General features: G+C 60.6%; 10 protein-coding genes. 5 read left to right on the top strand and 5 right to left on the bottom strand.

What is annotated here, in order from left to right; translation table 11 throughout:
- Nucleotides 1-57 precede the first annotated feature (57 nt).
- From J2X53_RS20250 to purU, 4 genes are all read right to left on the bottom strand, one after another.
- Nucleotides 58-1,623 (bottom strand): ABC transporter substrate-binding protein, encoded by a 1,566-nt coding sequence (locus tag J2X53_RS20250; RefSeq protein WP_349039311.1) that lies wholly within the window; start codon nt 1,621-1,623, stop codon nt 58-60.
- A 337-nt stretch (nt 1,624-1,960) separates the two neighbouring features.
- Nucleotides 1,961-4,273, bottom strand: a complete 2,313-nt coding sequence (locus J2X53_RS20245; protein ID WP_349039310.1) for a molybdopterin-dependent oxidoreductase — start codon at nt 4,271-4,273, stop codon at nt 1,961-1,963.
- A 29-nt stretch (nt 4,274-4,302) separates the two neighbouring features.
- Complete coding sequence (locus J2X53_RS20240; RefSeq protein ID WP_349039309.1) at nt 4,303-5,301, bottom strand: membrane dipeptidase; 999 nt, start codon at nt 5,299-5,301, stop codon at nt 4,303-4,305.
- Nucleotides 5,302-5,443: 142 nt separating this feature from the next.
- Complete coding sequence (purU, locus tag J2X53_RS20235; protein ID WP_349039308.1) at nt 5,444-6,328, bottom strand: formyltetrahydrofolate deformylase; 885 nt, start codon at nt 6,326-6,328, stop codon at nt 5,444-5,446.
- Nucleotides 6,329-6,690: 362 nt separating this feature from the next.
- On the opposite strand from purU, the gene J2X53_RS20230 reads away from it, so the two are divergent.
- The 5 genes from J2X53_RS20230 (at nt 6,691) to J2X53_RS20210 (ending at nt 14,115) form a co-directional block, all read left to right on the top strand.
- Nucleotides 6,691-9,102 (top strand): FAD-dependent oxidoreductase, encoded by a 2,412-nt coding sequence (locus J2X53_RS20230; protein ID WP_349039307.1) that lies wholly within the window; start codon nt 6,691-6,693, stop codon nt 9,100-9,102.
- A 71-nt stretch (nt 9,103-9,173) separates the two neighbouring features.
- Complete coding sequence (locus J2X53_RS20225; protein WP_349039306.1) at nt 9,174-10,427, top strand: sarcosine oxidase subunit beta family protein; 1,254 nt, start codon at nt 9,174-9,176, stop codon at nt 10,425-10,427.
- Nucleotides 10,428-10,434: 7 nt separating this feature from the next.
- Nucleotides 10,435-10,707: a sarcosine oxidase subunit delta gene (locus tag J2X53_RS20220; RefSeq protein WP_349039305.1), complete on the top strand. Its 273-nt coding sequence runs from the start codon at nt 10,435-10,437 to the stop codon at nt 10,705-10,707.
- Nucleotides 10,704-13,550: an FAD-dependent oxidoreductase gene (locus J2X53_RS20215; RefSeq protein WP_349039304.1), complete on the top strand. Its 2,847-nt coding sequence runs from the start codon at nt 10,704-10,706 to the stop codon at nt 13,548-13,550. Before J2X53_RS20220 ends, J2X53_RS20215 begins: the two co-directional genes overlap by 4 nt.
- The gene (locus J2X53_RS20210; protein WP_349039303.1) at nt 13,543-14,115 is read left to right on the top strand and encodes a hypothetical protein; all 573 of its coding nucleotides are present in this window, start codon (nt 13,543-13,545) and stop codon (nt 14,113-14,115) included. Before J2X53_RS20215 ends, J2X53_RS20210 begins: the two co-directional genes overlap by 8 nt.
- Before the next feature lie 104 nt (nt 14,116-14,219).
- On the opposite strand, the gene J2X53_RS20205 is transcribed toward J2X53_RS20210, so the two are convergent.
- Nucleotides 14,220-14,603, bottom strand: coding sequence for a transposase (locus J2X53_RS20205; protein WP_349039302.1), 384 nt, complete (start codon nt 14,601-14,603; stop codon nt 14,220-14,222).
- Between the last annotated feature and the right edge of the window lie 178 nt (nt 14,604-14,781).

Genomic DNA, 14,781 nt, shown 5'->3' with positions numbered 1-14,781 from the left:
CGAAAAAGATCGACGGTGGCCGCGTTGAAACCCTGGCGCAACGCGGCCTTGATTGGATCAGTCGATCGTGGCCTGATACATCCGCGGCATGTCGCCCGGATGGATCGCGACATTCACGTTCTCGCGCATGCCGTAAGCCAGCGACTGCGTGTGGATCGCCAGCACCGGGCGATCGACCTCGATGATTGCCCAGGCTTCGGCGATCATCGCGTTGCGCTTTTCAATGTCCATCTCGGTTTCGATGCCGTCGATCATCGCGTCGAGCTCGGGGTTGGAGTAGCCGACCGGGTTGTAAAGACCGGCCGTGTCGGTGCGTGTGTGCATCAAGCCGCTGAACGTATAGGCGGAATCGAAGGTCGGCACGCCCCATCCCATCAGGAAGAAATCGCTCTCACCCGATTGAAAATACTGCGAATGCTGCGCCATCGGGCGCGATTGCAGGCTCACGCGGATGCCCACACGGGCCAGCATGCCGACAACGGCCTGGCTGATCGCTTCGTCGTTCACATAGCGGTTGTTCGGCGTGTCCAGCGTGATGCTGAATCCGTCAGGATAGCCCGCCTCGGCCAGCAGTGCCTTGGCGCGTTCCACATCGGGTTTCGAATAGGTCGCGATTTCTTCGGTCCAGCCGTTCACGAAAGGCGGCGCCACCACGTCGGTCGGGATGGACTGGCCACGCATGATGATCTGTCTGATCGCATCACGGTCAACCGCGAGGTCAACGGCTTCGCGCACCTTCAGGTCGGTGAAGGGCGACATTTCTCCCGCACCTTCGTTGTGCAGGTACTGCCCGATGCGGTAGCTGAAATAGATCACCCGGTTTTCCGGCCCGGTCACGACCTTCACGCCGTCCGCCGCCGAGATACGCTCGATATCCTGCACCGGCATGTCGAGGATCAGATCAACCTCTCCCGACAGCAGCGCCGCCGTCCGCGTGGCCGGATCGGCGATGGTCAGATATTCGATATCGGTGATCCCGGGACTGGTTTCGGCCCAGTGTTTTTCGTTCAGCGTCAGCATGGAGCGTACTTCAGGCTCACGCGACGTCAGAACATAGGGGCCGGTGCCGTTGGTATTGCGCACGGCGTAATTGTCTTCACCGGCGGTGAAATCCTGTACCTTGACGACATTGTTTGCCTCGGCCCAGGTCAGATCCATCATGAAGGTGTTGGTCAGGTTGCGCGGATAAATCGGCGACGGAGCGGCCATCTTGACCTCAACCGTCAGATCATCCACCGCCACGACATCGACCACAGCGCCATGCAGGCTGCGCATCAGAGATCCCTCTGACCGTGCCCGGTTGATCGAGAACACCACATCTTCGGCTGTGAAAGCCGCGCCATCGTGGAAGGTCACGTCGGGGCGCAGTTTGAAGACCCATGTGTCCGGGCTTGTGTCCTTGACCATCCATTCGGTGGCAAGACGGGGCACAAGATTGCCCTCGGCGTCCGTGTCCACCAATGTCTCGTAAACATGGTGCAGGAAGCCTGCGGTAATGCCCTGATTGGTAGCATGGGGATCAAGGGACAGTGCGTCAGCCATCCGCGCCCAGCGAATTGTTTCCGCGAGAACCGGATTACCCATCGCGGCCGAGATAAGCAGCGCGCCTAACAGTGTTTTCATCTGTGCCGTCCCTGTTACAATCTGTTTGCTTAAAAGGACATTAATGTACACAATATTTTCATGTCAAATTTATTATCTGCTGCGGTGAAATTTAACCGAAGTAAGTACATTCCTGTCCTTTGTTTTGGCGTGTCAAGATGAGGTAGGGCTGGGGGACAGCTTAAAAATTGTGCAATCTGACGGTTTTCCATATGGCGGACGCCAACAGACCGCGTTTTTCGGGTGGCTCCAGTCCTTGGAATCATAGTCCCTTCGGGGGCCGGAGCAGTCCTGCTCTGAAGTCACGCGCCTTGCGGCGGTCTCACCGATGGCGACCACCAAAAACCGCACGTAAGCGCTAGCCAGAGGTTGTCTCCGGCGGGTTATAGGCCCGTATGGGCGGCACCGGAACGTCGTGACGTTCCACCTGCACACTGGTCAATTGCCCGGTGCAGCCCTGGGCCAGCGAGGATGTGCCGACATCCCGCGTCAGGACATTCGGGTTGCCATGCATGCAGGTCGCGGTGTCCGCCTCGATATCATCTGGGTCAAACCACGCCCCTGTCGGCAAACGGATCGCTCCGGGAATGATGCCGTCCGACAGCGTGACCGCAGCCAGACAGGCACCGCGCGCATTGTGCAGACGGATCATATCGCCCTCGGCAACGCCACGCGCGGCAGCATCATCGGGGTGCATGGTCGCAACCTCGCGCCCGTTGATCTTGCCTTCGGCGCTGTAGCGGCCATAATCCAGCTGACTGTGCAGACGCCGCGCCGGCTGGTTGGCGATCAGGATCAGCGGCGTATCGGGGCCTTGCCCTAGGTCCGGCGCGAACCATGCGGGGTGGCCAAGGCAATCAGCCTCATCAAACGCCGCGATGGTTTTCGAAAAAATCTCGACCTTGCCACTTGGCGTCTTCAGTGGTGCCGTACCGGGGTTGGCGCGAAAGGCCGAAATTGTGCCGCCATCATCATCCTTTTGCGGCAGATCAAGCGTGCCCATGCGCCAGAAATCGGCAAACTCCGGGGTCGGAAGCCCCTTTGCCGCGAGGTCGGTGCGGGTCACATCATACAGATGCTCCAGCCACTCCCGCGCCGTGCGGCCTTCGGTGAAGGCGTCCCCGAAGCCCATCATTTCGGAAATATCCGCGAAAATCCGGTAGTCGTCACGCGCCTCGCCATACGGCCCGATCACCGGCTTCATCGCCACCAGCAGCGGATCGTGCGAGCTTGCGCCGATATCCTCGCGCTCCAGAGACATGGTGCAGGGCAGAACGATGTCGGCATGCCGCGCCGTTCCTGTCCATGCATAGTCGTTGACGATGAAGGTATCCAACTGGCCAAAGGCGCGGCGCAGGCGGTTTAGATCCTGATGGTGATGGAACGGGTTGCCACCCGCCCAGAACGCCAGCCGGATATCGGGATACTGCCGGGTCTGACCGTTGTAGCGATAGGCACCGCCGGGGTTCAGCAGCATGTCCGAAATCCGCGCCACCGGAATGAAATCCCGGACGCCGTTCTCACCCTGCGGAAGTGTGGGCAGGCGCACCGCATTGCGCTGCCGCCCATAATACCCCAGTGAGCCGACTGCATCGCAATATCCGCCGCCCGGCAGACCGATCTGGCCCAGCATCGCCGCCAGCACGATGCCCATCCAGACCGGCTGCTCGCCATGATCGGCCCGTTGCAGCGAATGCGCTACGCCAACCACCACACGCTTGCCCGGCAAGCTGCCTGCGAGACGCCGGATCACATCCGCCGGAACGCCGGTGCGGGCCGCCGCCCAATCGGCATCTTTGGCAACGCCATCTCTGACGCCGGTCAGATAGGCCTCGAACTTGTCCCAGCCGACCGTGAAGCGGTCCAGAAACGCGCGGTCATGGTTGCCGCTGGCAACGATTTCGGCCATCAGGCCCAACATCAGTGCGCAGTCGGTATTGGGGCGTATCGGCAGCCATGCGGCACCGGCTTCGACCGGCAGGTCATCGCGGATCGGGCTGATCAGGTGAAAGCGGCAACCGCGCGCCTGGGCGGCCTGCATCGCACCACGCTCCACATGGCGGCTGATCCCGCCGCCCGCGACGGCACTGTTCTTCAGCGCCATGCCACCGAAGGCGAGCACAACCTCGGTATGGTCCGCGATCTGCTGCCACGAGATACTGTCCATCACGATGGTATGAATGTCGGCCAGCACATGCGGCAGGATCACCGTCGATGCGCCTGCGCTGTAACTGTTGACCGACCGCACATAACCGCCGGCCGTGATGTTCAGAAAGCGGTGAACCTGGCTTTGCGCATGATGAAACCGCCCCGCGCTGGCCCATCCGTAAGACCCTCCGAAAATCGCCCCCGGCCCGCGCGTGTCGCGGATGCGGCCCACCTCTTCGGCGACCAGGGCGGTTGCAACCTCCCAGCTGACGGGCACAAAAGGCTCCTTCCCGCGCCGCGAGGACGGGCCGGGGCCATTGTCGAGCCAGCCCTTGCGCACCGTTGGCCGCTCGATGCGCGCCGTGTGGCGCAGACCCGTCGTTGCGTTCTCTATGATCCGGTTCGGATCGGGATCGCCGGGATGCGGCCGCACTTCCAGCTGACCATTCCGCCACCCGGCGGTGAACACACCCCAATGCGCGGAATGGGTGACGAAATCTTCCGGGTTGTGATCGCTGGTCATGTACGGTGCTTCGCTTTGCGGGTTAAGGTTCAGCGCCAGATTTCGGCTGCAAGGCGCAGGAAGTTGCCGCCAAGAATGCCCGTCACATCCCGTTCGGACATGCCGCGGGTCAACAGTGCCTCGGTCACTTCGACCAGTTGTCCGGGTGCGACATAGGTTGACGGGGCTCCACCGTAGCCTTGCGACAGCGGCCAGTATTCGGGGTGCCGCGCCAGAATGTCATGCGCTTCGGGGACATCAACCTTGAAGGCATAGTCAAGGCCGATGCCGACATGATCTGTCCCGACCAGATCGGCGATATGGCAGATCCCGTCGGCAAGCCGTGCCGAAGACGTGTCATTCCCCATGAAGCGCCCGATCCCCACAACCGAGATCAGCCCGCCGGTTTCGGCGCAAGCCTTGATCTGCTCATCCGCTATGTTGCGCTCATGATCCCAGAGGGCGCGGGGGTTGGAGTGTGAATAGATCACGGGACGCGTCGTATGTTCCAGAATATCCATCGTGGTCTTCAGGCCGCAATGCGTCAGGTCGACGAACATGCCAAGACGGTTCAGCTCATCCACCACCTCGCGCCCGAAATAGGTCAGGCCGCTGTCCTCATCATGGCAGCCACCGGCGGCAAGGTTGTTGCGGTTATAGGCAAGCAGCATCTGACGGCAGCCGAGGCTGTGATACAGTTCGACCATCTCTACCCGGCCATCAAGCACGTTGGCGCCTTCCAGATCGAAGGTGATGGCGAGCTTGCCGTCGCGATGTGCCTGGTGAATGTCATGCACATTATGGACAATAATGTACTCATCCGAATGGTCAGCAATCCACTTGCGGAAGGCGGCGATGGTGCGGATGCAATCCTCCCACTTCAGCACGTCAAAGCCGACGTCGATCGACAGATAGTTGACTCCTGCATCCCGCCATATGCTGAGGTTATTAAGGTCCGCCTTCGGATGCGGCATGAAGCCGGAATGGGCATCCCAGACCAGGCTTCGTGCCATGAGCTCCTCGGATTTCTGACGATGGCTGCCCTGCATGTCTGACTCCGTATTGAGAATTATTTGCCCGAGATTATGTACAGTTCTGTCTTTGTCAAGGATTTGCTGTCTGAGTTCCGCTGTCGGGCCCGTTGCAGGGTCACGATTCCGACTGCGGGCCTGATGCAGGTATCGCTTTACGTCATCCCATGCTTTCGGACGAGTGAGAGCCTGGCGAAGCGGCAAAAACGATCGTCTTCTTGCCGTTGAGGAAAACGCGGTGATGCGCATGCGCATGGATCGCCCGGGACAACACCGAGGCCTCCACATCGCGACCCAGCGACACGTAATCGTCTGCGCTTTGCGCATGGGTGACGCGAACCGTATCCTGTTCGATGATCGGGCCTTCGTCGAGGTCGGCCGTTACATAATGGGCGGTGGCACCGATCAGCTTCACGCCACGCTCGTAAGCCTGCTTGTAGGGATTGGCGCCCTTGAATGACGGCAAGAAGGAATGATGGATGTTGATGATCCGCCCCGACATTTCCGCGCACATTTCTTCGGACAGCACCTGCATATAGCGGGCGAGCACGATGAGATCGGCCCCGGTCTCGCGCACAATCCTCATCTGCGCGGCTTCTGCTTCCGGTTTGTTTTCCCTCGTAACCTTGATGCAATGGAACGGGATATCGTGGTTCACGACAACCTTCTGATAATCCATGTGGTTCGAGATGACGGCCACGATATTGACCGGCAGCGCACCGATACGGCAACGGTACAGCAGATCGTTCAAACAATGCCCGAAGCGGCTGACCATCAAGATCACCTTCATCTTGACGGATTCATCATGGAATTGGGAGGCCATGCCGAAGGTGGTGGCGGTCGCGGCGAAACCTTTGGCCAAATCGGCCAGCGATCTGCCGTCTTCGGAGAGGAAGCTGACCCGCATGAAGAAATGCCCGGTCTGACTGTCGTCGAACTGCGAGCTGTCAACAATGTTGCAGCCGTTGTCGGCAAGGTAGGTTGCAATGGCGGCAACAATGCCGCGGCGGCTGGTGCAGCTGACGGTGAGGCAATATCGGGTCATGCGGTGGCTCCGTTGGGGAAGGATCTAAGGCCCTTCGCCTTGTCTGATGGGCGCGGCCAGATGCAAATCGGGGGCGGCTGATCATGCATCAAGTACATAAGTGAACTTACTTGTGTCAATAAAGCAAAACGATTGGGCATGATGGGAAACGCGATTGGGTGAGCCCTTCGCAGAGAGACCTGCGAAAAACCATCAGACATCTGATAGTTCCTTAAGGTTTCCCTATGCGATCTGCCGTTGATCCGGCGAGGTCGATCCCCCAGCGCCAGAAGCGTTGTGACATATTTCGCGTGAAAGTCGCGCGCTCTTACTAGACATATATGTACTCTTGTGTGATTGATTCCTGAAACAGGAGTGCCATCATGAAGAATCAGTATCGCGTGGTGATCATCGGCGGTGGCGTGGTCGGCGCCTCAGTCGCCTATCATCTGGCCAAATTCGGCTGGACGGATATTGCCATTCTGGAACGCGACGTGCTGACGGCCGGCTCCAGCTGGCACGCTGCGGGCGGTTTTCATGCGTTGAATGCCGATCCGAACATCGCGGCGCTTCAATCCTACACCATTGATCTTCTGACCGAGGTCGGCGCGGAGGCTGGCATCAACATCGGCATGCACATGACGGGCGGCATTTCGGTCGCCTCGGCCCCGGCCCGTTGGGAATGGCTGCAATCGTCATACCGCACCTTCCAGTCGCTCGGGATCAATGATGTGGAACTCATTGGCCCAGAGGAAATCAAACGCCGCTGCCCGATCCTCAACACCGAAGGTATCCTTGGTGGCCTGTGGAGCGACCGTGAGGGGCATATAGACCCTTCGGCAGTGGTCCATGCCTATGCCCGTGCCGCAAAGAACTGGGGTGCCGATATTGTCGAACACACCAAGGTCGAAGATCTGCACCAGCGGGCGGACGGATCGTGGGATGTCGTCACAGACAAAGGCACCATCATCGCGGAGCATGTGGTGAACGCCGGGGGTCTCTGGGCGAAACAGGTCGGGCGCATGGCGGGGATCGACCTTCCCGTGACACCGATGGAGCATCACTATCTGGTCACGGACTCAATCCCCGAACTGGTCGAGTTGGGCCGGGAAATCCCGCTGATCGTCGATCTGGAAGGGTTCACCTACACCCGGCAGGAACAAAAGGGCCTGCTGATGGGAATTTACGAGCGCGAATTCAAACACTGGAACATGGATGGTGCGCCCTGGGATTTCGGCATCGAGCTTATCCAGGAAGATACCGACCGGATCGCAGCCGAGCTTGGCATGGGCTTCCAGCGCTTCCCCTGCCTGGAAACTGCCGGGGTCAAGCGCTGGGTGAATGGCGCCTTTACCTTTTCACCCGATGGCAACCCGCTGGTCGGCCCGGTGCGCGGTGTGCGCAACTATTGGGTTGCTTGCGGCGTGATGGCGGGCTTCCTCCAGGGCGGCGGCGTGGGCAAGTCGTTGGCGGAATGGATGATCCACGGTGAGCCGGAGGCCGATATCTTCGGTATGGATATCGCCCGCTACGGCGACTTCATGTCAAACCGTGAATTCATTCGGCAAACCACTGGCCAGTTCTATTCCCGCCGTTTCGTGATGAGCTATCCGAACGAACAGCTTCCTGCTGGCCGCGTCCTGAAAACCCCCGGCGCGTTCGAGGGCATGACGGCCGCCGGCTGCCGCTGGGGTCAAGGATGGGGGCTGGAGCAGCCGTTGTACTTTGCACCCGACGGGTTTGAGGAAGAACCCTCGCTGCGCCGCTCCAATGCTTTTGATCTGATCGGTGAGGAATGTCGCGCCGCACGTGAAAGTGCCGGCCTGCTGGATATCACCGCTTTCTCGCGCTACGAAGTTTCGGGCGCGGGTGCCGCCGCATGGCTGGACCGGATCTTTGCTGGCAGGCTGCCCAAGCCGGGCCGTGCGGCCCTTGCGCCAATGCTGGGCGAGTCTGGCAAGCTGAAGGGCGACCTCACGATTCTGAACTGGGGCGATGGCCTGTTCTGGATCATGGGGTCCTACTACCTGAGGCAATGGCACATGCGTTGGTTTGAGGATCATGCGGAGAATGGCGTCTCCGTCCGCGATATTTCCGATGCTGTCAGCGGTTTCGCGGTCTTCGGCCCCAATGCCCGGGCCATTCTGCAAAAGCTGACGCATCAGGATCTGTCGCATGCGGCAATGCCGTTCCTTGCCTGCCAGACGGTAGATATCGGACTGATCCGCGCCAAGGTTGCGCGCATGTCGGTAACGGGCGAGTTGGGGTATGAGATCAACTGTGGGGCGCTTGAGCACGCGACTTTGCGCAAGCTGCTGCTGGAGGCCGGGGCGGAGCTTGGTCTGCGCGAGACTGGCTTCAACGCGGTCTTGTCGCTGAGGTTGGAGAAAAGCTTCGGCATTTGGTCGCGTGAGTTCACACAAGGCTACACACCGGGCGAAACCGGCATGGACCGCTTCATCGCATGGGACAAGGGCGACTTCATCGGTCGCGAATCGGCATTGGCCGAACGCGCCGCCCCCTCGAAAAAGGTTATCGTAACGCTGGAAGTAGAGGCCACCAATGCTGACGCCACCGGATATGAGCCGGTGTGGCACGAGGGGGCATTGGTCGGTTTCGTCACCTCGGGCGGGTTCGGCCATACGGTTGGCAAAAGCCTTGCCCTTGCGATGATCGACCGCAGCGTTGCCGAGGCGGAGACCAGGGTCAGCCTGCACATCGTGGGGGAGGAGGTGCCCGCCAAGGTCATCGCAGCCTCGCCTTATGATCCTGCAGGCCTCGCCATCCGCGCCTGAACTGATCCCGCCCCCGCGGACACGCGGGGGTGCATATCCAAACCAACGCCCATCCTAATGCAAAGCCCTCCATGACAACGACGTACTCCGCCCTTTCCTTGCTGAAAGAAGGTTTCAATGGCCAAAAGGGCTGGGCCAAGGCCTGGACCTCTCCCGAGCCGAAATCGCGTTATGATATTGTCGTCGTCGGTGGCGGCGGGCATGGGCTTGCTACGGCCTATTATCTGGCCAAAAACCACGGCATCCGAAATATCGCCGTGATTGAAAAGGGTTGGCTTGGCGGTGGGAACACGGGTCGCAACACGACAATCGTGCGTTCAAACTACTTTTTCCCCGAAAGCGTCCGGCTCTACGATCTGTCTTTGAAACTGTACGAGACCCTCTCGCGCGAGCTGAACTACAACATCATGCTGTCACAGCGCGGCATGATCAGTCTTGCGCATACCCCCGCCGAGATGGAAATGTCGGCGCGTGTGGTCAACGCAATGCAGATCAACGGCACCGATGCGGAACTCTACGGCCCTGAAGATGTTCGCCGCGTGTTGCCAATCTATAACTTCGGGCAACGGTCACGCTATCCGGCGCTTGGCGGTATCTGGCAGGGCCGTGCCGGAACGGCCCGCCATGATGCCGTGGCCTGGGGGTATGCGCGTGCGGCGTCGAAGCTTGGCGTCGATATCATCCAGCAATGCGAGGTCACGGATTTCATTGTCGAAGGCGGGCGGTGTCGGGGTATCCGGACCAATCGGGGTGACATACGTGCGGACCGGGTGGGGCTGGCGGTCGCGGGGCATTCCTCGGTCATGGCAGCGAAGGCGGGGTTTCGCCTGCCAATCCTGTCTTATGCCCTGCAGGCCTGCGTGTCAGAGCCGGTAAAGCCGGTTCTGAATACTGTCGTCGTGTCACCCGGCACGGGAACCTATGCCAGCCAGTCGGACAAGGGCGAAATCGTCATCGGCGGCGGTCTGGACCGCATGCCATCCTATGGCCAGCGTGGCAATCTGCCGGTGCTGGAAACGGTGCTTTCCGGCCTTCTGGAGATGTTCCCAGCCTTCCGGCAGCTGAAGTTGATGCGGCAATGGGCCGGCATCGTGGATGTGGTGCCCGACAGCTCGCCCATCATCGGTGAAAGCCCCCTCCCCGGCCTGTTCCTGAACTGCGGCTGGGGCACAGGCGGGTTCAAGGCCATACCAGCGGGCGGCACCTTGCTCGCGCATCTGCTGGCCACGGGCCAGCATCACGACATTTCGCGCCCCTTCGATCTGGATCGCTTTGCACGCGGCCGTCTGATCGACGAGGCCGCAGGCTCCGGCATCGCGCATTGAGGCACATATGCAAACTTTCTCCTGCCCTTTCTGCGGCTCCCGCCCGGAATATGAGTTCCACTTCGGCGGCGATGCCGGAAACGAACGACCCGAAGGCTTTGCCACGGTCGCGGCCCCGGTCTGGGCCGAATACCTGCATTTCCGAAACAACCCCAAGGGCGACACTCAGGAGGTGTGGCTGCACATGACCTGTGGCGAATTGTTCGTGATGGACCGCAATACGGTGACAATGGCCGCCGGACCCGGCCAGCCGATCCTGCCACCCAAGGTGACTCCATGACCGCCCGCCGCCTGCCTCATGGGGGCGAGATCGACAGATCACGACCGCTGCGCTTTTCCTTCGATGGCAGAGAGATTCACGGGTTCGATGGCGACACACTTGCCTCGGCGCTGTTGGCGTCAGGGGAGCGAGTGCTCGGTCGCAGCTTCAAATATCGCCGGGCGCGCGGGCTGTTCGGTGCCGGGGTTGAGGAGCCGAACATCTACGCTGATGTCACGGATGGCGACCAGTTCCGGGTCAACCAGCGCGTCACGACCGAGGCCGCAGCAAACGGCCTGAGGCTGCAATCCACCAACACCAGTCCGACAGCGACAGGCGACCGGATGGGGTTCATCGACGCCTTCTCACGCTTTATCCCCTCGGCCTTCTACTACAAGACGTTCATGTGGCCGAACTGGCACCTGTTCGAGCCGCGCATTCGCGAAATGGCAGGCCTTGGGCGTCTGGACACCACCAAATCCGGGCCCATTGGCGATCAGATCAATCATTTCTGCGATGTAGTCGTGGTCGGCGCCGGCCCGGTCGGCATTGCCGCGGCCATTATGCTGGCCGAGGCCGGGCAGTCGGTTCTGCTGGTGGATGAGGGCAGCCGCATCGGTGGCAGCCTGCTGCATCGCACGGCGGTTATTGACGACCTGACCGCTGCCGGCTGGCTGGCTCAGGCCAGCGAACGGCTGCGCGACCTCGGTGTGCAGATCCTTTCGCGCACGACGGCGTTTGGCATCTATGACCACGGCTTGATTGGGCTCAACCAGAAACACGTCTGTGGTCGCCCCGACACGCTTTGGCGTGTGCGCCCTGACCAGAGTGTGCTTGCCACCGGTGCCATCGACCGTCCGTTGCCCTTCGCGAAGAACGATCTGCCGGGGATCATGTCGGCTCAGGCGGGGCTTACCTATCTGCGCCGCTACGCGGTCCTGCCTGGTCAGAGGATCGTGGTGGCGACCAACAACAATACCGGGGCCGAAGTTGCGCAGGCCATGGCGGCTGCGGGGGCCAAGGTGACCCTCGTCACTCTGCGCGCCGAGGCGGAACCGTTACCGGGTATAGCCCTGCACGCCGGGCGGCGCATAGAGGGCGCTTTGGGACGCAGGGAAGTGGCGGGCGTCGTTCTGGACGATGGCACGCGGATCGATGCAGATTGCGTGCTGGTGTCCGGCGGGTTCACTCCGACGATCCACCTTTATGCGCAGGCAAAGGGCAAGCTGCGTTGGGACGACGCGATGCTTGCCTTCGTGCCCGGCAGCTCGGTGGAGGGTGTGACAGTCGTTGGCGGGGCAGCAGGCCAGTTCGCGCTGGCCGAAGCCTTCCACGCGTTGCCTGTGGCGCTGAAGCTGCAGGCAATCGTTCCGATCACCGCAGGCGTACCTTATGCGATCACCCCCGCCTGGCCAGACCCCGGCCAGAAAGGCCGCATCTGGGTCGACTATCAGCATGACGTGACCACCAAAGACATCGGCCTTGCCGCCCGGGAAAATTTTATTTCGGTCGAGCATCTGAAGCGGTACACCACACTTGGGATGGCCACCGATCAGGGCAAGACATCAAACCTGAACGGCTTGGCACTTATGGGGCAGATCACCGGGCGCACGATCCCCGAGGTTGGCACCACGACCTACCGCCCCCCGTTTGTGCCGGTTCCGATCACCAGCTTTGGCGGCCCCCGCGGGGCCGAATTGATGAACCCGGTGCGCAGGCTGGCGCTGGAAGTGCAGCACCGCGCCGAGGGTGCCATCTTTGGCGAATACGGCGGCTGGCTGCGACCGGCTCATTACGGGCAGAACGATGCCGCGATTGTTGCAGAAGCGGGAATGGCGCGGAGGACCGTTGGTCTTTACGATGCCTCTCCGCTTGGCAAGATCGAAGTCATCGGCCCGGATGCCGCCGGGTTTCTGGATTTCATCTATTACAATACGGTGTCGACCCTGAAAGCAGGCGGCTGCCGCTATGGGTTTATCCTGAGCGAGAACGGAATCGTCTATGATGACGGTGTTCTGGTGCGGTTGGATGACAACCGGTTCATCGTCTCCTGCTCCTCTTCGCATGTGCCGGGCGTTCATGCACTGCTGGAGGAATGGCGGCAGGACCGCTTTCCAGACAAACGCATTCATATCCACAACGCAACGGCCGAAACCGCGACCATTGCCGTCAGTGGCCCGCTGGCGGTCGATGTCATAAAGGCGGCAGGTGTCGATGCCGTGCTGGACGATCTATCCTTCCCGCATATGACAACCCGCTGGGGAGCCTGGGGTGGCATTCCCCTGCGCCTGACGCGGGTCAGCTTCACAGGCGATCGTTCTTATGAAATCTCGATCCGGCAGGATCTGGCCGCAGATCTGTGGGACGCACTGCGAGACGCCGCCCGTGCAGCTGGCGGTGGGCCTATCGGCATCGAGGCCGTTATGATCCTGCGCGCCGAGAAGGGGTTCATTGTGATTGGCAAGGACAGTGATGGCATGACCCGGCCGATGGATCTTGGCGTCATCGGCCCGCTCAGGAACAAGAAAGCCGAGTTCCTTGGTAAACGGTCTTTGCTGCAAGACGAAGCGCAGCGGCCGGACCGGAACTGTCTGGTCGGGCTTCAGCCCGCCGATGGTGCCGGGCCCCTGCCGGTCGGCGCGCATGGCATCGACCAAAACGGTCCGGCGCTGCACTCCATCGGGTATATCACCTCCAGCTATCCGGCTGTTTCGACTGAAAGTCCGGTTGCACTTGCGCTGATCAAGCGGGGCGCAGAGCGGCATGGCGAGATCATCATGCTTCAGCACCTTGGGAAAACACGCATGGCCCGTATCACGCACCCCTGCACCTTTGATCCGGACGGAGACCGTCTTCATGCTTGATCGCGCGCCGTTCTGGTCGCCCCCTCATCCGGTTGGCACAACGTTGCGCGGTGACGGCATCGCTGTGACCTTACTGCCCACCGTGCCGCAGATCATGGCGAGTGGCGATATCGCCGCAGCCCTCGGACATTTTGGTGTTCGGGAAGCAGCGGGATTGCTGGGGTTGGCAGATGGTGAAAGCTATACCTTGCGTCTGGCGCGGAACCGCATCCTGATCGCCGGGCGGGATTTGCCCCATGCCGGGCAAGGCTGGCAGGATGGGTTTGCTCTTTCGCCGATGTCGGGCGCTCTTGCAGTGATCTGCATCGACGGCCCCCGTCACATGGAGCTTTTTGCCCGGGGAAGTGCTGTCGATCCGAAGATCCAAAGCCCCTGCGCGGCCCTCTCCTTTGCCGGAGTGACCTGCGCCATTTGCCGACACGGCGATGGCCTGCGACTTCACATCGACCGGGGTCTGGCCACCTATTTTCTGGACTGGGCAAAGGCGACGCCACTTTTTCCCCAACTTGATCCGGGCTTCCCGGAAACGACTCCGGGATACAAAAGAACCTCCTCCCTAGTGTGATATGATAACAAGACGATAGACTGCATACAAACGGCCGAAGGCTTTGTTGATCCTTACAGACCCACCTTGGCACACCAATGCCGACCGGGGAGGCGGACACATCATCAGAGCCACACTGAAGGCGTCATGTCAGTGCCCTGATGTGGGTCTGATAGCCCGCATTGCGAAGAAGCGCGGTATGATATGCCTCCAGACTGGGCAGCCGATGGCACAGGCTCGGACACCGGCGGCATGATTGTGTTCTGGTGATGATCGATAATCTCGACCGGCAGAGAGGTGTAAGCGTTGGCCGGGCTCACCTCATTGGAAGGCTCATAGCGTGGATCGCACAGCCACTTGAAAACCATGTTCGCGTTGACAGCGTAGCGTCGAGCAACTTGGGCAACCGACACACCCGGCGCAGTCGTCTGAAAGCAGATCGATCGCTTCTCCTCATCCGTCCAAAGTCGCTTCGTTCTGCGAACCAAAATCTGCCCCGGAGTGTCCACTATCCATAGCGGACACTATCCGTCACTCCCGGAGACCAGCAGACGTCAGATCGTAGCTTCCGTCACTGTCCGATTTTCGGGGGGTATGTATGAACTGCCTTCCCCTGCAAGTGATTTGTCGATGCACCGCTGACCCTGCTTCTATGTATTCGGTCTTTCTTTGGGGTGGTTTAATTTG

The organism is Pseudotabrizicola sp. 4114, assembly GCF_031457365.1.
Lineage (GTDB): Bacteria > Pseudomonadota > Alphaproteobacteria > Rhodobacterales > Rhodobacteraceae > Pseudotabrizicola.
Note: the sequence above shows the minus strand (reverse complement) of the source record. Positions and strands in the feature narration are given on the sequence as shown.